Consider the following 21,063-nt stretch of genomic DNA (forward strand, 5'->3'; position numbering starts at 1 on the left):
CTGACTGCGGAGGAACAAGCTTGCAACGTGTCGATGTCGTAATTCCCTGCTACAACTACGCTCATTTCCTAGAAGAATGTGTTGCAAGCGTTCTCTCGCAAGCGGATGTCGATGTCCGTGTGCTTATTCTGGACGATGCTTCGCCAGACAATACGCCAGATATTGCAACAGTCTTGGAAGCTCAGGATAAACGAGTCACATGCCGGCGCCACGAGGCAAACAGAGGCCACATCGCCACTTACAACGAGGGAATTGAGTGGGCGAGGGGCGACTTGTTCCTTCTTCTTTCCGCCGACGACTATCTTTTACCGGGCGCACTAAGCAGGTCGTCGGAGTTGATGCGCAGTAAGCCGAATGTGGGGTTCACTTTCGGGAACGCGCTGATCGCGGAGCCGGATGGCACGACACGGCGCCTCAACCCTCTTGGTCCCAACAATGTGCCCCAATGGCAGATTCTTTCCGGTTCCGAATTCATTCGATTGAGTGGAGCGACTAACATAGTTCCGACGCCGACGGCCGTCGTGAGAACAACTCTACAAAAACGGGTAGGCGGCTATCGTAAGGAACTACCACATGCCGGCGATATGGAAATGTGGCTTCGGCTCGCATCACACGCCGGGGTCGGCTTTATCAATGAAGACCAAGCTGTATATCGCAGGCATGCTTCGAACATGTCACTAAACTATTATGCAGAAAGCATTCTGCCCGACCTCCAGCAGAGAAAAGCGGCCTTCGAGTTGCTGTTTCTCCACAGGGCAGATATCCTCAAAGAGGATGAGACGTTGCGGCACTTTCTTGCCGAAGATCTGGGAAGAGAGGCACTCCGACTGGCCAGCATGGCCTTCAACAACTTCGACACTGCGGCAGCCGCGGGAATTCAGCGGTTTGCTTTGGAGGTCTATCCCGAAGTGAGAAAATCTTTGCCGTGGATCAAGCTCGCTTTCAAACAGACCATCGGACCAAAATGTTGGCATGTCTTGAATTCTGTCGGTCGGCGATCTGCCGAATGAGCTGGCTGAACCCAACCGGCTCATCCCGATGATCCACAGATCAAAACGACGGGCGATGTACCCTTGACCCAGCGTCGATGTTCACCTGGCAGTCCGTACGTCTTGCCATATATCGACCGCGGGGAGGCTTCAGTGTGCGGTGGAAACCACGACGGTGCGCATCGCTTCGTCAAACATTCTGTCACCTGTCGCCAACGCAGGATCACACCGGTCGCTAGTTCTTTGGTTGAATCCTCTGTCGCGCGTCGTCCTGCTCGTGCGCTTCTTAGAATGTTTCTGCCGGTAGCGCGGCAATGCTCGCGCAGGCCTTATGAGCGAATGCCTGCATTGCGACGCTTTACGGCGCTGACGAACGTCGCTGGTTCATCGTACAATCCGAGGCGCCAGACCATCAGACCGTGACTCAGTGGTTAATTTGCTGTGGTCATCAGGCTCTAACGAGAACCCGCTTGTGGCGCGATTATGCCCCGACCGGCTAACGGCGTCAGGAGGTCCTCGTGCCTGTAAGACTATCAGGAAAGAGATCGTTGATCTTGAACACGACCTCCGTTCGGTTCGTTGCCTTGACCTTTTTCATGATGTTGCGAACATGCACCTTGACGGTGCTTTCTCGCAGATTGAGCTCATAGGCGATGATCTTATTTGCCTTCCCGCGCCGGAGCGCCTCTACGACTTCGGCCTGACGATCGGTGAATATGCCGGCCAAAGGGCGAGCGCTCGAGTTGCCTGACTCCAGCAAGTGACGCATGGCAAATAAGGCGCTTGCAGGCACGAAAACCCCTCCCGCCACTGACAGGGCAATCAGCTCCATGCAGACACTGATGCTGACCGAGGTAGGTATGTAACCCTTGGCTCCGCACTCGAGCGCCCTCACGATCTGGGCGAAATCGTCGCTATCAGCCAATACGATGACTGGGGTCGATGAGAACTCCGACGAAAGATTTCTGATTTCTTCCGCAACGGCAGGCTCGTCGATCTTTTTGCCTCCGACGTTCAAGAGGATTGCCGAAAGAGAAGGGTATTCTTCGCGCTTTTGCTTCCACTCCTCAATTGATCCGAATGCCAGAATAAGCATATCCGCCGTGTGAGCGGCCATGCATTGCGCGAGGCATTGCCGATCAAGGGCACGGTTGTCGAGAATAACAAACGAGTGTTTCGGCCTTGACGGCCCTTCCATAAGAGTCCGGGCAACTGCGGTCGAACCATGCTCTATCTTCAAAGTGGGAGGTCCGTTTTCCTGCCTGTGGTTTAAGTTTGGTGCCATTGCTGAACTCACCGCTTCATCCTCCACATACATCCCCTACGCCTCAACTAAAGTTGAGCATTCAACTCCTCTGAAGTCAGAAGAGTTTAGAGATCGCTAAAGTACGAACCGATACCATAGTTCCCTGAATGATACACTAATTAATATAGGTTAAATTCGCACCGAAGGTCGCCAATACGATGTAAATAGAAGATAGATCGGACCGTAGACTATCCCATTACTGAGCCATTCGCGGGGATGGTTGATAACGTTACTCCTCAGTCTCAGAGCGCAACTGCTAAATCCATGGAAACAATGCCAGTACCAGGCGTCGAGGATCGGGTGCGAGCCGCCGCTAACTTTTGATCGAGGGTGGCGAGCGTTGGCGTATATTGCCATCCGACCTTTGTAAGCAGATACGCCTTTAGGTGAATAAGCTTCAACGTTTTGTTTCTTTACTCGGTTGATGAAAACAATTCTCCTTGCACGACAGAGAACTATTTGCCCTGTCGAAATGAAAACTTTGTCACATCATGCACAGGGTCTGTTGGGAGCAGGGGTCTAGGCGGATGATCGCATCAAACGTCAAGTTGGATGACGGTACCGTCATCCACCATCCAGATCTCGTGAACCTTTACGGCTGTACGATCGGCGCGGGAACGCGCATCGGCACTTTCGTGGAGATTCAGAAAAACGTCCTGATCGGCAAAAACTGCAAGATCTCCAGCCATTCCTTTCTCTGCGAGGGCGTGACGCTGGAAGACGGCGTTTTCATAGGCCACGGGGTCATGTTCACGAACGACACATACCCGCGCGCCGTCAATCCGGATGGCAGCCTGCAGACCGAAGCCGACTGGATCGTGATCCCGACCCTGGTCAAGCGCCATGCATCGATCGGCAGCAACGCCACCATCCTGCCTGGCGTGACCATCGGAGAGGCTGCGCAGGTCGGCGCCGGAGCGGTTGTAACAAAGGATGTGTCTGACGGCGCAATTGTTGCTGGCGTTCCGGCGAGGATGATCGGCCGCATCGATGATACGCCAGTCGACATGCACTCGTCGGGGGGGATGCGATGATCGGAATCGCTGTTGTCGGATATGGGTATTGGGGACCAAATCTGGTTCGGAACATCTCAGAAACGCCCCGCGCGAACCTCGTATGTGTCTGTGATCTTAGTAGCGCGCGATTGGCTGCCGTTCAAAGCCGGTATCCCGCGGTCAAGACGACGGACGACTTTGAGGAAGTCTTGCGCGATCCTCGGGTCGAGGCCATCGCCATCGCCACCCCGGTTTCCAGCCATTTCAAGCTCGCGATGAAGGCCTTAATGGCGGGAAAGCATGTCTTCGTCGAAAAGCCGATGGCCGCGACAGCGGAAGAAGCTTCGCGGATGGTCGAGGAAGCAGCGCGCCGCCGCCTCATACTGGCCGTGGACCATACGTTCGTCCACACGGGCGCCGTTCGCAAGATGTGCGAACTCGTCGAAAGCGGCCTGGGGGACATGTATTACTACGACTCGGTTCGGGTCAATCTCGGACTGTTCCAGCACGATGTCAGCGTCATCTGGGACCTCGCCGTGCACGACCTGTCTATCTTGGACTATGTCCTGCCGGAGAAACCCGTCGCCGTTTCTGCGATCGGGATGAGCCATGTGACCGGCGAGCCCGAGAACATTGCGTATCTGACACTTTTCTTCGAGAGCAAGCTCATCGCGCACATCCATGTCAATTGGCTGGCGCCGGTCAAGGTACGCCGTACGCTGATCGGCGGCAGTAACAAGATGATCGTCTATGACGATCTGGAGCCCAGCGAAAAGATCAAGGTCTACGACAAGGGCATCACGATGAACTGCAATTCTGACGCCTACGGCGAGAAGGTCCATCAGATGCTGGTGGGCTATCGCAGCGGCGACATGTACGCGCCCAGGCTCGATATGACCGAGGCGCTGAAAACCGAATTGGAGCAATTCATCGATTGCATCGAACAAAATGCGCGGCCGATCACCGACGGCCATGCCGGGCTGCGTGTGGTTCGCACGCTCGAGGCCGCCACCCGGTCGCTCGCTCAGCGCGGCCGTGTCGTCGAGCTTGAGGAAGTGAGGCGCATAGCATGATCCCGTTCCTCGACCTCAAAGCACAATACGCGTCGATCAAGGACGAGATCGAGCCCGCGGTGCTCCGCGTGCTTGCCTCGGGGCAATACATATTGGGCGACGAAGTCGCTCATCTCGAGGAGGAATTCGCGGACTTTTGCAACGTCAAGCATGCGATCGCCGTTAACACCGGAACCAGTGCCTTACACCTGGCCCTGCTTGCAGCGGGCGTCGGCCCTGGCGACGAGGTCATCACCGTGCCGTTCACCTTTGTCGCAACTGTGTCGGCGATTTGCTACACAGGCGCACGACCCGTGTTCGTCGATGTCGAACCCGTCACGCTCACAATGGATCCGGCCCAGGTCGAGGCGAAGATAACTCCACGTACCAAGGCGATTATTCCTGTCCACCTTTACGGCCAGATGGCCGGGATGGACGCGATCAAGGCGGTTGCCGACCGCTACCGGGTGCCCGTCATCGAAGATGCCTGCCAAGCCCACGGGGCGGAATACAAAGATCGGCGTGCAGGCAGCATCGGTGTATCCGGCTGCTTCAGCTTCTATCCGGGCAAAAATCTCGGCGCCTGCGGCGAGGGGGGCATAGTCGTTACGAACAGCGACGATCAGGCCCAGACGATACGGATGCTGCGCGACTGGGGTCAGGAACAGCGCTACCGCCATCTGCTCAAAGGCTTCAACTACCGGATGGATGCCATTCAAGGCGCGATCCTGCGTATCAAGCTACGACATCTTGAAGCCTGGACCGAAGCGCGTCGCGCTCATGCCCGCCGCTATTCGTTGCTGCTTGCCGGATCGCCGCATTTGAAGACGCCTGTCGAGGTCGAAGATCGCCGTCACGTCTATCATGTCTATGCCGTAAGAAGCCGTGATCGCGATGGACTTCAACGCGCACTCACCGCGGAAGGCATTCAGTCCGGGCTGCACTATCCCATCCCGGTTCATCTGCAGAAGGCGCATGCGGATCTCGGTTACCGGATGGGCGACTTTCCGATCTCGGAAGCCGCGGCGCACGAGGTCCTCTCGCTTCCGATCTATCCCGAGATGACTGCGCGGCAGGTTGAACAGGTGGTCGCCGCAATGGAGTACGCCTATGTCGGCTAACCGCACAGGCGAGGCTCGACGCGTGCAGGCGGTCCATGGCCGGAATGAAAGGCTGACGGACCCAGCCTACCAGACCGCGTTGGTTGAAGAGCTCAGGCAATCATACGGGCGCGCGGGCCTGATCGAACTCTACGGTCGCTTCGCCGCAGGGGAGGGGTTCATCGACGCCTTGATGCGGAAAGCCATCTGGCAAAGTATTACGCGACGTTGCGGCACTGCATTGCAGGCCGCAAGCGGTGCCGGCTTCAAGCACCCCGAAACTTTCGAAATCGGGAACGGCGTCTTCATCGGCACCCAGGCCTATATTCAGGGGCGTTACGACGGTACCTGCGTGATCGGCGACAATGTGTGGATCGGCCCGATGGCCTATTTCGACGCTCGCGACCTGGTGATCGAGGAGTTTGTGGGATGGGGCCCCGGCGCAAAGGTGCTTGGCTCAAGCCACACCGCCATCCCGGTGGATGAGCCCATCATTCGCACGGATCTCGAAATCAAGCCGGTGCGCATTGGCGCATGGGCCGATATCGGAACGAATGCGACAATTCTTCCCGGCGTGCGTATTGGGAAGGGTGCGATCATTGGAGCCGGAGCAGTCGTTGTCTCCGACGTCGAGCCGTTCGCGGTCGTTGCGGGTGTGCCGGCGAGGTTCATTCGCTGGCGCACGGACGTCGATTCGATGCCGGATATGTCGCGTGGGGGAAGATCATGAGAAATAAGCGGGTGCTCATTACCGGCGGAGCCGGTCTGATCGGGTCCCATATTGCCGATCTCGTCGCATTGGAAGAGCCTCGCGACATCATCATTCTCGACAACTTCGTGCGCGGACGGCGGGACAATCTTCGGACGGCGATGAGCAGTGGTCCTCTCAGGATTATCGACGGAGATATCAGAGACAGAGCGCTAGTAGCTAAAGCCTTCGAGGGGGTCGATATTGTCTTTCACCAGGCGGCGATCCGAATTACGCAATGTGCCGAAGAGCCACGGCTTGCCTTTGATGTTCTGGCGGAGGGCACGTTCAATGTTCTTGAAGCCGCCGTTAAGGCAGGCGTATCGAAGGTAATCGCTGCCTCCTCTGCTTCCGTGCTGGGGCTTGCCGATAGCTTCCCAACGAGCGAAGAGCATCACCCGTATAACAACCGGACGATCTACGGCGCGGCGAAAACGTTCAACGAGGGACTGCTGCGCAGCTTTGCCGAGATGTACGGCCTCCGCTATGTCGCGCTCCGCTATTTCAATGTTTACGGTCCGCGAATGGACGTTCACGGCGCCTATACCGAAGTGCTGATTCGCTGGATGGAGCGGCTCGCGGCCGGAATGCCGCCGATCATCCATGGCGATGGCAGTCAGACCATGGACTTCGTGCATGTCCGTGACATAGCCAGGGCAAACGTGCTGGCCGCGATGTGCGACGTCACGGACGAGGTGTTCAATGTCGCCAGCGGCGAGGAAACAAGCCTCCTGGAGCTCGCTCGGATTTTGAGCGGAATCATGGGGTCCTCACTCGAACCTCAACACCATCCGGCAAGGACGGTGAACGGCGTGACCCGTCGTCTTGCCGACACGGGCAAAGCCGAACAGCTCCTGGGCTTCAAGGCCGAGATCCCGATAGACGAAGGACTTCGTGATCTTGTGGCGTGGTGGCGGCTGGAATCGGCTGCAGCAGGAGGCGAAGCTGCATGAGTCACTCGCTGCCTTTGATTCCGGTCGCAAAGCCCGTTCTCGGAGAGGAGGAGGCTGAGGCGGTCCGCCGGGTCATTCTGTCAGGATGGGTAACACAAGGGCCGGAAGTCGCGGCTTTCGAGAGCGAATTTGCAGCCTATGTTGGTGCGGCGCACGCTTGCGCCGTTTCCAACTGCACGACCGCGCTTCATCTGGCTCTGAAGGCAGTCGGTATCTGCCCGGGCGATGAAGTCATCACGGTCAGCCATTCGTTCATCGCGACGGCGAACGCCGTCAGATATTGCGACGCGATGCCGGTCTTCGTCGACATCGAAGCGGACGGTTACAACATCGACCCCAGCCTGATTGAAACCGCAATCACGCCCCGCACGAAGGCAATCCTTTGTGTGCATCAGCTCGGCATGCCTTGTGATCTTCGCGGTATCGTGGAGATCGGAAAGCGCCACTCGATACCGATTATCGAGGACGCGGCCTGCGCGACGGGCAGCGAGATCCTTTGGGAAGGCCGTTGGGAAAAGATTGGCAAACCACACGCCGACATCGCGTGCTTCTCCTTCCACCCCCGCAAGGTCGTCACGACCGGTGATGGCGGCATGTTGACCACGGCCAATCCCGAATATGACCGAAAATTCCGGCTGTGGCGTCAGCATGGCATGAGCGTCACCGATACCGTCCGCCACGGCTCGAAGCAGGTGATCTTCGAGGACTATGATGAACTGGGCTACAACTACCGCATGACCGACCTGCAGGCCGCCGTTGGACGGGAGCAACTTCGACGGCTGCCAGAACTGATCAAGCGTCGGCGGCAGCTTGCAGCGCGGTATAGCGAGCGCCTGTCCACGATCGCGGGGCTAGTGCCGCCGGTCGAGCCCAGTTGGGCTCGCAGCAACTGGCAGAGCTTTTGTGTGAGATTGCCGAGCACGGCCGACCAACGGGCAGTCATGCAAGCGCTGCTCGATCAGGGTATCTCGACCCGGCGCGGTGTCATGAACATTCATCTTGAGAAAGCCTATTCTGGCCAAGGCTTTCATCGCGCCGCCACAAGCCTGATGCAAAGCGTGTCAGCGCAGCAGCGAACGATCATCCTGCCGCTCTTTGCCCAGATGACGAAGGTCGACATGGCCTGGGTGGTTGACGCACTTCACGGGTACTTTGCTGAAGCCGCCAACGCCGAAGCAGTCTGACTGCACGAGCGAAACGTTGCCGTTGGGCGATACAGTATAGCAGGGCAGGGCGGCGCCTATCACGCCGACTTCGCGATCCATGCCCTGATGGCCGCGGGCATTGACTCGGGCGGCAGCAGTTCGACCAACATGCGCAGCGAATAGAGTGTGCTTAGAGCGACTGCGACGCAGCCAATCACCGTCGCCGGCCATAGCGGTAAAACCCAAAAGGCGCAGAATACCAATCCCGATGCGGGCAGGAAAAGCAGCGCGTGCCTAAGATTGGCTGCCGTCCAACGGAAGCCGGTGAACCGGCGTACGATCACGTAAATCAGGATACTATGCCAGACATAGAGGCCAAAAAACGCCATGCCGGCTCCTAGCGCACCAAACTTTGATACGAAGAGCCAGGCCAGTCCCACGTGCACCAGCGTGGCCGCTACCTCCGTCCAGAAGAAAATAGTCTGCGCGCCTTTCGCCAACACGATGAATCCCATCGGCCAAGCGACAATCCTGAGCATCATTCCAAGGCAGATCCAGCGCAGAAGATCCACGGCCCCGTGAAATTCAGCGGAATAAAACAAGCTCATCACGAGCGGCGCCAAGGTCAACGTGGCGAGCAGACCGGGGCCCGCGAGCAGAATGCTAACCTCGGCCTGTTCATTGACCAGCCGGTTGCACTCGGTATTGTTGCCGGCGATGGCGGTCAAGCGTGGATAGAAGTCCGTTCCCATCGCCTGCAAAATGAAGCCGGCGTAGAGACCGCCAAGCGCCCAGGCCGCCTGATACAATCCCGCCGCCACAACGCCCCCTTCCTTCAGCACTATAATGCGGATGGCATAGGCCGCGCCGGAGGTCAGAAGTCCGCTTGCCATGAAGACGACGCCGAGCCTGAGCAGAGCTGTCGCTTCCTGCCCAAACTGGCGCGCCGACATGGGTGGTGGCTGCACGCCCGTTTGTCTGCTGTACCACCAGGTCGGAAGGATTGAGACCGCGGCAGCCGCGACGAGAGAGGGCACGATCGCTTGCGCACCGAAGAGGTAGATCAAGGGAACCGTGACTGCCGTGCCCAAAAGAGCTGTGAGCACGTTGATGCGGGCAAGATTTGCAATGCCACGCAAGCCTTGGATCAGAGCAGTCTGTCCCGCGGATACCAGTCGGAAAAATACGGCCAGGGAAAGCAGCGCAACGCCGCCGGCGTGCTGGTAGTCGCCAAAAGTGAGAGTCGAGACCGGAAGCGCCAGGGCCGCGAGCAACACGGCACCGAGCACCCCGAGCACCGTCGACATGCGCCGGAGAACTGTCGCCGACCGCACAATTCTCTCTGCGTCGCCGGTCCCCGCGGCCTCTGCCATCTGACGTACGCCGCTACTGTTGACTCCCAAACCAGCTACGGCTTGGGCGATATCCGCTATTGACCCGTAAAGGCCCATAAGCCCAACGCCTTCCGGTCCAAGCAGAACCGCCAGGGCTTTGTTGCGAATGATGCTAAGGGCGACGTTCACGAGCGAGGACCCGCCCATTAGCATCGTCGACTTCAGGATCTGGGTATAAGTCTGGCCACTGGGCGGGATCATGCGCAGAGTCATCAGATTGCCCCTAGCCGTTTATCCTGTGGCGCAGGGTCTCCGGCGCGCACCAGGCGTATTCCTCAACGCAATCGCCAAGAAGCTCCTGGAAGTACGGCAGGTCGCGGAGCGTTGAAATGATCAGGATCTCGCGGATCACCGAAGGCATCAACGAGATTAAGGGATAGTAGAGTATCGGCTTGCCGCAAACCGGCAATATCTGCTTGGAAACCGCGATCGTGAGAGGATAAAGGCGTGTGCCGTTCCCTCCCGCAAGTATTATTTCCTTCATGCCGCTTCCCCCTGGTCTTGCTTCCGCTGAATGAGAACGCGCCCGTCACGAAACTTGCGGATCACACATGCTCTTCGCCGTTACTGACTTGCCTGATTGGAATGCGTCCCGTCCTCGGTAGGCACGCCGGGAATAGCCTGAGACTGAGACGGCCCTTCCGCAATGCGGGATTGAACGACTCTCACCACATCACCCGGCAGCAACGCTGTCATCTCTGAGGCCGGCAACTGATTGACTTGTCCCTTATCCCGCCGGCTCACGGTAAAGGTAAGCAGCGGTTCCTCACCACGGGTTCTCGATGCGTCGCCGGTCGAGAGTTCGTCGAGGAGCAGCTTCTGCGTCATTTCGCGCTTCAATTTGAGCTGATCAAGAGCTGCCTGTTCCGACTGCAATTCGGAGGCGAGTTCGCTCCGCCGCCCGTCATTAAGCCCTTCGAGATTGCGGGTCGTTTCGCTGATCGCCTGACGTCCTCGCATGATGGCGGTGACGAGGTCGAGCCGGTCGGAACGGTAGGTGGTGAGCAACCGTTGCAGGTCCATCTGGCGCGAGGTGACGGTGAGCCCGCGCTCGACCAGAGTCTTGACGCTGCTCAGCTGCTCCTCGACCGATCCGATATTGTCATCCGCGCCCTTTAGCTTCTCTTGGAGCGTATCGATCTCGGTGGTCAAAAGATCGCGCAATTCCGCGAGCGACTTTGACTGTCTGTCCAGCGCACTTGCACGAGCCTCAAAGATGACCCTTTCCTGGTTGTAGATTCCAGTGGCGAATTGCTGATCGGCGCCGAGCGGCTGCTCGAAAGTTATTTCTTTCGCCCCAGCCATCTCCGCCTGGAGCCGCGCTATTTTGGCGGCACTACGTAGGAGCGAGTGATCGATGTCTCGCAATTCACCTGCGAGCCTGACCGTCTGCGATTGCTGCTGACTTGCCGCGCGGACCGGGCCGCCGCTCATTGCCAGGGATTGCAGGACGGTAAGTCCCGACCGAAATTTGTACTCCCCGGGCGTGGTTACGTCTCCTATGACATATATTGGCGGGTACTCGATAATTTCGATGCTGACCGTTGGCGTCTGGACCAAGCCGATTTTTTCCTGCAGACGCTTGGCGATCTCGCTTGTGAGGCCGGCGTTATCCAGATTGCCGACGGAAAGCGAGCCAAGAAGGGGCAAAAAGACTGCACGTTCATCCGAGACCGTGTAGTCGCCGCCAAGCGCATCCCATCGTTCATATTGGCCCTTGGCCGGCATCCATTGGACTATCGTCAGACGGATTTTCGTTTGCGGAGCAAAGGGACTGCCATCGGCGAGAACCGGCGAGACCGCTCCGGCAAGAAAGACGAGTGCACTGATGACAAACGTCGCGCGAAAGAACACGTAAGGGACGCGGTGCGATAACTTCATGTACATGTCCAGCCTGCAAAGCGTCCTTAAACGGACGCCGGTCCAATGCCTTCGACGCTGCGCGAACGCCGGACGCCAAATCCGAAGCCGCAACGCTAGTGTGCAGTCTGGCGAAGCCTTGAGGAAGGTGGAGGTAGTTTGCTTCGCCTCATCAATATTGATGAGGTAGGCAGGTGCTTCAGCCAAAATCGAGCGGAAACACATGTCTCGGCGCTGCTCGGAGGCATTGCGCGGGAAGTCCGGAGGTCATGCGCGCAAGAAAAGGCGCGCTTGCCGCGAAGGACCGTTTCCACGGTCCCTCGCGGCAGGGTTTTTACGCTCGGACCGTCGATCTTGCCGGCACGATGACGTTGATCACAACAGCAACGGCAATGTTCGCAGCAAGCGCAAGCAGGCCTGTATAGACGGTGAAGGGCTCACCGCCGAGACTGAGAGCATGCAGCGGCTTCCAGCCGGCATCCCAGACGAGGAAGGTGCCGCCGAACAAGCCGACGAACCAACCTGCAAGCAGGCTCGGTGCACGGAACCAGTTGGTGTACAGGCCGAAGACCAGAGCCGGAAGCGTCTGCAAGATCCAGATGCCGCCAAGCAATTGCAGGTCGAGCGCGAACTGCGTTGGCAGGAAAAGGATGACGAGCAGGGCGCCGATCTTCACGACGAGCGACGTGACCTTCGCGACCTTGGCTTCGCCAGCGTCACTGACATCCGGATTGACATAGGCTTTCCAGAAATTGCGCGTGAAGAGGTTGGCGGCGCCGATGCTCATGACCGCAGCCGGAACGAGCGCGCCGATTGCGATTGCCGCGAAGGCAAAGCCCGCAAACCAGCTCGAAAACAGCGTTTTGAAAAGCGCCGGAACCACGTCATTCGGGCTTTCGAGCTGCAGGTTCGCGGCATGACCCATGTAACCAAGCAGTGCCAGCAGGCCGAGGAGCAGCGTATAAGCTGGCAGCAGGACCGCATTCTTGCGGATCGTGTTGCCGCTGTTGGACGCGAAGATGCCCGTCAGCGTGTGCGGGTACATGAAGGCGGCGAGCGCCGAACCCAGGGCCAGCGTTGCGTAGGCAACGTATTGATTGCCGGCAAGCAGCAGGCTGCCGGAGCCTTTCGCCTGGAAGGCGGCATCGGCCGAGGCGAAGACATTGGCATAGCCGCCGAGCTTTGAGGGAATGAGCGCGACAGCTGCAATCACCACGATATAGATCATGATGTCCTTGACGAAGGCGATGAGCGCCGGAGCACGCAGCCCTGCGGAATAGGTATAGAGCGCCAGCACGATGAAGGCGATTGCCAGCGGCAGCTCGCCGTGCAGACCGAGCGCCTTCAAGACCGCCGTCATGCCGACGAGCTGGAGGGCGATGTAGGGCATGGTGGCGATGACACCGGTTGCCGCCACGGCGAGTTCGAGACCCCGCGAGCCGTATTGGCCATGGACGACATCACCAGCCGTCACATAACCAAAGTCCTTGGCGCGTTTCCAAAGAACAGGCATCACCATGAAGACAAAGGGATAGACAATGATGGTGTAGGGCAGGGCGAAGAAGCCATAGGCGCCGACAGTATAGACCAGCGCCGGAACGGCGATGACCGTATAGGCAGTATAGAAATCGCCGCCGACCAGGAACCAGGTGATCCAGGTGCCGAAGCTACGGCCGCCCAGGCCCCATTCATCGATATGGGCGAGTGTTTCGGGCTTGCGCCAGCGGCTTGCGACGAAACCCATGACGGTGACGAGCGCGAAGAAAAAGATGAAGACGGCAAGCGCCATGCCGTTGATCTCAGTCGTCATGGTGCGTGCTCCGATAGGCGATCCAGGTCAGGAAAGCGGTAATCGGCACCCAGGCGAGCTGGTACCAATAGAAGAAGGGGAAGCCGAAAAGAGACGGCTCGAGAACATTGTAAAAGGGCGGCCAGAGCAGGCCTATATAGGGGATGACGAGCAGCCAGAGCGCTGCCTTGCTATGTCGTTTTTCCATGTCGGGATACCTTTCAGGCGCCATGATCAAGGCCACCGGGTGTGTCGGCGTGGAAGGTCGTTTCCGTCAGGCAGCGGCCGCGGAGGGCCTTGCCAGGTTCAGTGCAGCAGGTTTTCTGCTGAATCGAAAGCAGGCATGATGCATGGAACTCCTCCCAACAGCCCCGCGGGCGGGGCGTGAGGAACTCCTATGCCGCCGGTTTTCGTGCGACAAGGTGGCGAAAGAGACGAAATTCGCCGCCCTACCCAGAACTGGGTAGGCGAGGGGTTTACCCGATCTTTTTAGCAATACCGCGATCGATCGCATAGCGGATCAAGCCGGCCGTCGTGGCTATGCCGAGCTTTTTCTTGAGGTTCTTTCGGTGAGTTTCAGCCGTGGCGGAACTTATCCCGAGCGTTTCGGCGATCTCCCGGTTGCTACTGCCGGTACCGATCAGCCCCAGAATGTCGCCTTCGCGCGGCGTCAGCGGGTCGCCATCCTCCCCCGTGCCGCGCTCCATCAGCACGTCGACGACTCCCGAGGAGAAATAGGTCCCTCCGCTCGCCACCGTCTCGATGGCCGAGACGATCTCGTCCGTCGACACGTCCTTGAGGACGTAGCCGGCTGCACCACGCATCACCGACGAGGAGATATACTCCCGGCTGTCATGCATAGAGAGCATCACGATTCGTGCCTCCGGAAGTTCTTTCCTAAAGACCTCGATCGCTTCGATGCCGCTTAGCTTCGGCATGTTGATGTCCATCAGCACCACCTGGGGCTGGACCCGCCTGCCGATATCAAGACCCGACTGCGCAAGCCCGGCCGTGCCGACGACCTCGATACGGTCGAATGTTTCGAGCACCGCCTTCAGCCCGTCCAGCACGAGCGGATGGTTGTCGATCAGGAGCACCTTGATTTTCGGCGGCTGGCTCATGCGGCTTGGGCCTTCTGACGAGCGGACAGATTGGCCGATTTCGGCATCATTGCCGTTAGCGTCGTACCGGTCGCGCTCGTATTGATCAGCAATCGACCACGGAAATGGGCGATACGCTCCTGCATGTTGCGCAGACCGAGACCGGATGCGCCGAAACCGACGCTCTTGCTGCCATCGAATCCGGTTCCATTGTCAGAGATCGTCATGCGCGCACGCCCGCCATCGCTCCAGAGCTTGACTGTAAGCCGATTGGCGCCCGAATGCCGCTCGACATTGTTGAAGGCTTCCTGGGCGACCCGATAGAGAGCAGTGCTGGCCTCGGGCTTCAACGTGTCGATAAAGCCAGCGGCTTCGATATTCGTGTCCATTCCTGTGCGGTCAGCGAAATGATGGCACAGCGCTTCGAGTGCAGCGGTAAGGCCGAGATCGTCGAGAACCCGGGGGCGGAGATCGTGCGAAAGCCGCCTGATTTCCTTGATGGCGCCGTTCAGCGCCTCGACGCCGCGATCAATGGTGAGGGCGGCATCATCGACGTTCGTCCTGACCTTGCGGCCAGCGAGATCCATGGCATAGCGGACGCCCAAGAGGTTCTGCGAAACGCCGTCATGCAGTTCGCGCGCCAGCCGTGAGCGCTCCTCTTCCTGGGTATTAATCACCCGTTGCGTCAGTTCCTTGAGCCGACCGTCGGCGATACGACGTTCATGGAACGTCACAAGCATGCAGGTGGTGAAAACGACCAGCACCGCCGGCACCGCGATCAGCGCCACGATCACGAACGTCTCTTTAATGTTGGAACGCATGCCGTCATTGGCGGCGGCACTTTGCGCAAAGACGTCGTCGAGATAGACGCCCGTCCCCACGACCCAATGCCATTTGTCGAGGCTGACGACGAAGGACAGTTTGTCGGCGATCTGTCCGGTCGAGGGCTTCTGCCACTTGTACTGGTGCAGTCCGCCGCCGGCCTTTGCCGTCGCGATCAGTTCGGCAATCACTTTGTCTCCGTCTGGATCCGTCAGGGCGAGCCAATTGCGCCCGTGCCGAAAGCTCTGGCGCGGATGGACGATGTTGTTGCCGTCATAGTCATAGACGAAGAAGTATCCGTCCTTGCCATAGTCGAGTGAGGCGAGAATTTCCGCCACCTTATCCTTGGCGGCCTGATCGTCGGGGGCGGCATCGTGGTAGGTCGTCTGGATGGCCGACACGGCGAGATTGGTGAGGTTGAGAATTTCCGCTTCCTTGGCTTCCAGCATGTACTGCTCGAACGTCTCGATGCTGTTCTTGGCGAGATTGGCCGATTGCCAGGTGATGAAGGCGGTGATCGCCAGGATCGAGATCACGAGCGGGATGATCGCAAGTGCGATTATCTGGTGCCGTAGGGTCAATTGAGCATCCTTCCATGTACCGCCTCGTAGCCTTGGCATTAACGACGGATCGCCCCGATAAGCCCGGCTAGTAAGGGGCAACGACGGCACGGGTCAAGTCCGGACAAACATCTCCGGGCTACCAAGCGGTGCGACTCGCTACGCGCGCAATAGTGTCACCGTTCTCGCGCGCGCTTCGGCTATTCCGAAAGCGGGCAACAACACCATCCCGGTCGCGTTTTCCGGTCGAGATAACAAGGTGGCGTTTAAACCGCGATATTTCAATGCGATGGACACTACTGGCCGGCGGCAATCCCGACCGGCTTCATGCAGCACAGTGCCGTCATCTTCCTGAAACATTTATTTCGGATAAGGACTGCCTGTAGCAAACGCAACAACGCCACTTGGGTGCCAGATCGAATGAGTGCGGTGGAAAATTCCCTTGACGAGCGGATCGAGGCAGCTCTGCCCGCCATGTCTCCGGCTGAACAGAAGATGGCGTCGTTCTTCCGCACGCAGAAGGAGACGGTCCTCCTGATGTCGGCCGCCGAGATCGCTGAAAGGGCGGGGACCAGCGACGCCACCGTCGTACGAACGGCCCGGTCGCTTGGCTTCGAGGGTCTCTCCGGTCTGCGCGAAGCCATTCTCGCCGATCTCACCGGTGGAGGACCAGAGGGGCGCCTCAAACGCACGCTTGAAGATCTAAGCGAGTATCCGGATGGCGTTCTTGGTCACGTGCTGAAAGCCCATCGCGAGAGCCTTGAGGTGATGGCCTCATCGGATTTCTCGGATGCCTTCAGGCGCACCGTCCAACTGCTCTTCTCGGCCCGCCGGCGCTTCGTCTTCGGCATTGGTCCCTCCGGCAGCGTCGCCGACTATGCCGCCTTGCAGTTCAACCGGCTCGGGTTGCCGACCACGGCTTTGTCTGAGAGCGGAATCGGTCTGGCCGACCGTCTGCTGACGATCGGGGAGGGCGATGCAATCCTGATGATTGCCTATGCGCCCATCTATCGCGAAGTCTCGGTTCTTCTCGATCACGCTGAGGAGAACAATGTTCCGGTCGCCTTGGTCGGCGACAGCCTTGCGCCTTTTGTTCGAAAGCGCGTTGTCGAGGTTCTAGCCGTGCCACGCGGCAGGGCGGACCATCTTGCCATGCATGGAGCTACGATCGTCCTCATCGAGGCGATGATCGTGGCGCTTGCCGCACAGGATCGATCAGCGGCGCTCGCCTCGCTGGAGAAATTCGGCGCTCTGCGCGGCGCGATCGACAAGCTTTGGCTGAAGAGGGGCGTAAAAAGGTAAAGTACCCTTAGGAAAACAACATCAATTCTGTAATATTATTGAAATATTGTCATGGTATATTTGACGAGCATTCTTTGCTTCCAATAAAGCAAACTTTAAGGATAGAGAAATGAGCAAGTATTTATTCGCCGGAGCGTTCGTATCCGCTTTGCTCGGTGCGATCGTCCCTTCAAACGCTGCGGACCATCTTATCGTCTACTCGGCGCTCGATACGGTTGATGCGGCCACCAAGGCGTTCACCGAGAAGACCGGCACTCAGGTCGATCTGGTTCGCCTTTCGACGGGCGAGTTGCTCGGCAAGGTCGCTGCAGAGGGCAACAACCCCAAATTCGACATCCTTTGGGTCGAGGGTTCGGCCGTCATGAGCAGACTGGCGGAGCAGGGCATTCTCAAACCGGAGCCCGGCCTTGCCGACAAGGTCGACTATACTGACCTTGGCCGCCGCCTTGTGCCGCAGAGCCAGGCCTACTTCCCGGTCACCGTCTCGACGACGGCGATCGCCGTCAACACGAAGAAGATCGGCGATGCCGCACCGCCGAAAAGCTGGACCGATCTGGAAAAGTTCGCCGGCAAGGTTGCCGCCAAGGATCCGAACCTCTCCGGTCCGGCCTTCCAGTGGCTCGCTAGCTATTTTGCCGACAAGGGCGTCGATGCCGGCAAGGCGGAGCTCGAGAAGATCCTGACCAATAAAGCGCTCAGCGGCATTCCAAGCGGCGGCGCTGTGAACAAGTCGCTCGTCACCGGCGACGCGAGCCTGGCGATTCAGCAGGATACATCGATCTATGCGCTGATCGCCCAGAAGGAGCCGATCTCTGTCGTCTACCCGTCGGAAGGCGTCGTCGCAATTCCTTCCAGCGCAGGCATTGCCAGCGTCTCCACGCATGAGGATCAGGCGAAGGCCTACATCCAGTTCCTGCTGACGAAGGAAGGCGAGACAGCAATGCTGCAGACTGAAGGCGGCGACGGCTATTTCGCACCGGTCATCAACGGCGTGAAGGGCAATGGTGCCCGCGTCGACAACACAGCTACTTGGCAGATCCTCGACGACAAGATGGCCTCCGCAAACGAGACCGAATGGAAGCAGTGGTTCCGCGACCAGTTCGTTCCCTGATTACGCCCGAGGCGCGGTGTTTTCGCCGCGCCTCTTTCAACCAGAGACGCTGAGGCTTTTCGGTGCTGGAATGACGATCTCCTTGAATATCGGTCGACGAAACTGGGGAGGCAGCGCGCCACTTCTGTGGCTTGTCGCCTTTGTGCTGATCGGCCTGCCGCTCCTGTTGGTGCTGGCACAGGCTGTGTTGCCGAAGCTTTTCGATCCGGTCGCGCCGAGTTTCCAGCCGGAGTTTACGGCGCTCGGCCGGCTTGTCGGTTCTCCACGCCTGTTTCGCGGTATTCTCAACACGATCCTCCTCGGTATCGCCGGCGCCGTCACGTCCACGGCGCTGGGAGCGGCTCTGGCGCTTACCCTGACGCTAACGGACGTGCGATTGCGCCGCCTGTGGCTCGTCCTGCCCTGGATCGTGTTCGCGATGCCGAGCTACCTCAAGGGGCTCGCTTGGGTGCTGCTCATGTCCCGGGGCGGCTATCTCGTCCATCTCGGCGTTCTCACGCCGGAAGAAGCCGCTGCGTTTTTCGGCCCGCCGGGCCTCCTGATGGTGATGGCCTTGGCGCTGTTCCCGGTTCCCTATTTCATCGTTCGTTCGCGGCTGCAGGGGCTCGGCGGAGAATTCATCGATGCGGCGCGCATGGCCTCCGCACGACCGCGCCAGACGATCCGGCGGATCATCGTGCCGATGCTGCTGCCGGCCATTGGCCTCTCGCTGTTGACGACTTTTGCGGAGATCGTCGGCGATTTCGGGATAGCCAATACGATTGCGCGATCCATGAATTTCGGCCTGCTGACCTATAACATCTACGCGGCCACCGCGAGCTTTCCAGTCGATTTCGCTGCCGCCGGTGCGCAGGCACTGCTGCTTGTGGTACTCGTTTCCGGTTCTGTTGCGGCGACGGTGCTCAGTGGTGCCCAGCGCGAAACCCGCTTTCTCTCTGGCCGCAACCGGCAACTCGTCCGATACCAGCTGGGTGCCTGGCAGCCATTCGCGGTCCTTTGCCTTGCAATAGGTTCACTTGGCGCGGCAATACTGCCGTTGCTATCGATTGTTGTGCGGGCTTTCACAATCTCTCTGACAGATGGGCTGTCCCCGGGAAATTTCTCCCTTGATGCCATGCGGACAGTGTTCGACTCCGCAAGCGTCGCGGGCCAGGCGCTCGTCTGGAGCTTCGTCTATGCACTGCTGGCTGCCCTCGTTGCCGTAGCGTTCTCGACGCTGTTCGCCTATCGAATCTCACTCGCCTCCAGCGCGACCCGCCTGCTTTCTGCCGGCCTCGCGATGGTGACCGTCGCCATTCCCGGCATCATCCTCGCGTTCGGATACATTCTTCTCTACAACCGTCTCGCCGGCTTCCGCGATCTCGGCCTTTACGGATCGCGGCTGCTGCTGGTGATCGGCTATGCCGCCGCCGCGCTGCCCTATTGCCTGATCTTCCTCTGGGCGGCGCTTGACCGGCTAGGGAGCTCGCTTGGCGAAGCTTCGCGGCTTTCGGGCGCCGACCCCATGCAGCATCTGCGGCGCATCGTTCTGCCGCTCATTCGCAGGGCTGTCGTTGTCGCGTTCGGGGTGACGATGGTTCGTTCGCTCTTCGAGCTGCCGATGTCGCAATTCCTGATACCGAGCTCCGGCTCGGCTCTGCCCGCTCTGATCGTCAATGACTTCACGCAGGACCGGGATGCCGTTGCCTGCGCTCTGGCGCTGACAGCGCTTTGCGCCGTCGGCATCGTGGCTGGAATTGCCGCCCTTTTTCGAAATGAACGCGATCCCGCCAAGGAGGCCGGACGATGACCCAGCCCGCACTGGAATGTTCTTCTCTCGTCAAATCGCTTGGCGGCAAGTTGGTGTTGAACGACTTGGCCGTATCGGTTGAGCCGGGCGAGGTGGTTGCGCTCGTCGGGGCCAGCGGTTCAGGCAAGTCGACACTGCTTCGATCGATCGCCGGTCTTGTCTCACCGGATAGCGGTGAGATCCGTATCCAGGGCGATCTCATGTGGTCGCGCCGCGGGGAGGTGCCTGCCGAGGACCGCAATGTCGGGCTGGTGTTTCAGGATTATGCCCTATGGCCGCATATGTCAGTGCGCCAGAACCTGAGCTTCGGTCTCGAAGTGCGCGGGCTTAAGCGCGAGGAGATCAAGCGGCGGGTCGATCACGCGCTGGAAATCACGCAGCTCGGATCTCTGGAGGCACGGCGGCCAAGCGAACTTTCCGGCGGACAGCAACAGCGCGTGGCGATTGCCCGCTGCCTTGCGATGCGGCCGCGCCTATTGTTGCTCGACGAACCTTTGAGCAACCTTGATGCGGCGCTGCGTGATGATCTCAGGTCGGAGATGATGCGGCTCATCCGCGCCGAAGGCATGACGGCTGTCTATGTGACGCATGATCAGGTCGAGGCAATGGCTGTGTCCGACCGGCTGGCGGTGATGGACCGTGGATCGATCGTGCAGTTTGCGTCGCCGCAAGCCATTTATGCCGCGCCGGCGAACGCTTTCGTCGCCCGCTTCCTCGGCGGCTTTTCGCTGATCAGCGGCACGGCCCATGACAACCGTTTCGCCGTCGGCGGCAATGGGGGCGTGCTCAGCCACAGCTCCAGTGGAATGAACGGCTCGGCCATGCTCGTCGTCCGCCCGGAGGACGGCCGGCCAGTAGACGAGCATCCCGACAACCATCTGACCGGCGAGGTTGTCGACAGCGCATTCCACGGCCGCTGCTGGCGTCTGCAAATCAAAGTCGGTTCCGACGTTGTGCGACTGGATTGGCCGCGCAGGGAGGTTCCCGGCTCGGCTCTCGCCTTCTCGCTTCCGCCGGAGCGATGCACCGTACTTCCGGCCTGACCCGC

Annotated in this window: 18 protein-coding genes and 1 pseudogene; 11 read left to right on the forward strand and 8 right to left on the reverse strand. The window is 59.2% G+C overall.

Annotated features, from left to right (window positions below):
- The first annotated feature begins 20 nt into the window (after positions 1 to 20).
- Complete coding sequence (locus HGP14_RS32370) at positions 21 to 1,010, forward strand: glycosyltransferase (protein WP_168833908.1); 990 nt, start codon at positions 21 to 23, stop codon at positions 1,008 to 1,010.
- Between the two features lie 484 nt (positions 1,011 to 1,494).
- On the opposite strand, the gene HGP14_RS32375 is transcribed toward HGP14_RS32370, so the two are convergent.
- Positions 1,495 to 2,286, reverse strand: coding sequence for a response regulator transcription factor (locus tag HGP14_RS32375; RefSeq protein ID WP_312862242.1), 792 nt, complete (start codon positions 2,284 to 2,286; stop codon positions 1,495 to 1,497).
- 536 nt (positions 2,287 to 2,822) lie between these two features.
- Here HGP14_RS32375 and HGP14_RS32380 point away from each other — a divergent pair.
- From HGP14_RS32380 to HGP14_RS32405, 6 genes are read left to right on the forward strand one after another with little or no spacing between them, the layout of a single operon-like run.
- Positions 2,823 to 3,329, forward strand: coding sequence for an acyltransferase (locus tag HGP14_RS32380; protein WP_168833910.1), 507 nt, complete (start codon positions 2,823 to 2,825; stop codon positions 3,327 to 3,329).
- On the forward strand, positions 3,326 to 4,363 hold the full coding sequence (locus tag HGP14_RS32385) for a Gfo/Idh/MocA family protein (RefSeq protein WP_168833911.1): 1,038 nt from the start codon (positions 3,326 to 3,328) through the stop codon (positions 4,361 to 4,363). Before HGP14_RS32380 ends, HGP14_RS32385 begins: the two co-directional genes overlap by 4 nt.
- Complete coding sequence (locus HGP14_RS32390; RefSeq protein ID WP_168833912.1) at positions 4,360 to 5,463, forward strand: DegT/DnrJ/EryC1/StrS family aminotransferase; 1,104 nt, start codon at positions 4,360 to 4,362, stop codon at positions 5,461 to 5,463. Before HGP14_RS32385 ends, HGP14_RS32390 begins: the two co-directional genes overlap by 4 nt.
- Positions 5,453 to 6,172: an acyltransferase gene (locus tag HGP14_RS32395; RefSeq protein ID WP_168833913.1), complete on the forward strand. Its 720-nt coding sequence runs from the start codon at positions 5,453 to 5,455 to the stop codon at positions 6,170 to 6,172. Before HGP14_RS32390 ends, HGP14_RS32395 begins: the two co-directional genes overlap by 11 nt.
- On the forward strand, positions 6,169 to 7,143 hold the full coding sequence (locus tag HGP14_RS32400) for an NAD-dependent epimerase/dehydratase family protein (protein WP_168833914.1): 975 nt from the start codon (positions 6,169 to 6,171) through the stop codon (positions 7,141 to 7,143). Before HGP14_RS32395 ends, HGP14_RS32400 begins: the two co-directional genes overlap by 4 nt.
- Positions 7,140 to 8,327: a DegT/DnrJ/EryC1/StrS aminotransferase family protein gene (locus HGP14_RS32405; RefSeq protein WP_168833915.1), complete on the forward strand. Its 1,188-nt coding sequence runs from the start codon at positions 7,140 to 7,142 to the stop codon at positions 8,325 to 8,327. The genes HGP14_RS32400 and HGP14_RS32405 overlap by 4 nt, the downstream gene beginning before the upstream one ends.
- 59 nt (positions 8,328 to 8,386) lie before the next feature.
- On the opposite strand, the gene HGP14_RS32410 is transcribed toward HGP14_RS32405, so the two are convergent.
- The 7 genes and pseudogenes from HGP14_RS32410 to HGP14_RS32440 all read right to left on the reverse strand — a co-directional run bounded on the left by HGP14_RS32410 (position 8,387) and on the right by HGP14_RS32440 (position 15,834).
- Positions 8,387 to 9,895, reverse strand: a complete 1,509-nt coding sequence (locus HGP14_RS32410; protein ID WP_168833916.1) for an O-antigen translocase — start codon at positions 9,893 to 9,895, stop codon at positions 8,387 to 8,389.
- Between the two features lie 70 nt (positions 9,896 to 9,965).
- Positions 9,966 to 10,166: pseudogene (locus HGP14_RS32415) on the reverse strand (sugar phosphate nucleotidyltransferase); the annotation flags it as partial.
- An 80-nt stretch (positions 10,167 to 10,246) separates the two neighbouring features.
- Entirely contained in the window at positions 10,247 to 11,563 is a 1,317-nt protein-coding gene (locus HGP14_RS32420; RefSeq protein WP_168833918.1) for an SLBB domain-containing protein, read from the reverse strand.
- A gap of 313 nt (positions 11,564 to 11,876) precedes the next feature.
- Positions 11,877 to 13,352 carry a monocarboxylate uptake permease MctP gene (mctP, locus tag HGP14_RS32425; protein ID WP_168833919.1) on the reverse strand — a complete coding sequence of 492 codons (1,476 nt, stop codon included), beginning with the start codon at positions 13,350 to 13,352 and terminating at the stop codon, positions 11,877 to 11,879.
- Positions 13,342 to 13,539 carry a DUF3311 domain-containing protein gene (locus tag HGP14_RS32430; RefSeq protein WP_168833920.1) on the reverse strand — a complete coding sequence of 66 codons (198 nt, stop codon included), beginning with the start codon at positions 13,537 to 13,539 and terminating at the stop codon, positions 13,342 to 13,344. The genes mctP and HGP14_RS32430 overlap by 11 nt, the downstream gene beginning before the upstream one ends.
- Positions 13,540 to 13,807: 268 nt before the next feature.
- Positions 13,808 to 14,452 (reverse strand): response regulator transcription factor, encoded by a 645-nt coding sequence (locus HGP14_RS32435; protein ID WP_168833921.1) that lies wholly within the window; start codon positions 14,450 to 14,452, stop codon positions 13,808 to 13,810.
- Entirely contained in the window at positions 14,449 to 15,834 is a 1,386-nt protein-coding gene (locus tag HGP14_RS32440; protein WP_168833922.1) for a cache domain-containing protein, read from the reverse strand. The genes HGP14_RS32435 and HGP14_RS32440 overlap by 4 nt, the downstream gene beginning before the upstream one ends.
- Positions 15,835 to 16,233: 399 nt before the next feature.
- Between HGP14_RS32440 and HGP14_RS32445 the strand changes: the two genes are divergently transcribed.
- From HGP14_RS32445 to HGP14_RS32460, 4 genes are all read left to right on the forward strand, one after another.
- The gene (locus tag HGP14_RS32445) at positions 16,234 to 17,115 is read left to right on the forward strand and encodes a MurR/RpiR family transcriptional regulator (protein ID WP_168833923.1); all 882 of its coding nucleotides are present in this window, start codon (positions 16,234 to 16,236) and stop codon (positions 17,113 to 17,115) included.
- A 109-nt stretch (positions 17,116 to 17,224) separates the two neighbouring features.
- A complete protein-coding gene (locus HGP14_RS32450) occupies positions 17,225 to 18,226 on the forward strand; it encodes an ABC transporter substrate-binding protein (protein ID WP_168833924.1) in 1,002 nt (333 codons plus the stop codon).
- A 70-nt stretch (positions 18,227 to 18,296) separates the two neighbouring features.
- Positions 18,297 to 20,015, forward strand: a complete 1,719-nt coding sequence (locus HGP14_RS32455; RefSeq protein ID WP_168833925.1) for an ABC transporter permease — start codon at positions 18,297 to 18,299, stop codon at positions 20,013 to 20,015.
- Positions 20,012 to 21,058: an ABC transporter ATP-binding protein gene (locus tag HGP14_RS32460; RefSeq protein WP_168833926.1), complete on the forward strand. Its 1,047-nt coding sequence runs from the start codon at positions 20,012 to 20,014 to the stop codon at positions 21,056 to 21,058. The genes HGP14_RS32455 and HGP14_RS32460 overlap by 4 nt, the downstream gene beginning before the upstream one ends.
- Positions 21,059 to 21,063 lie beyond the last annotated feature (5 nt).

This window comes from Rhizobium sp. P32RR-XVIII (assembly GCF_012641395.1).
Taxonomy (GTDB): Bacteria; Pseudomonadota; Alphaproteobacteria; order Rhizobiales; family Rhizobiaceae; genus Rhizobium.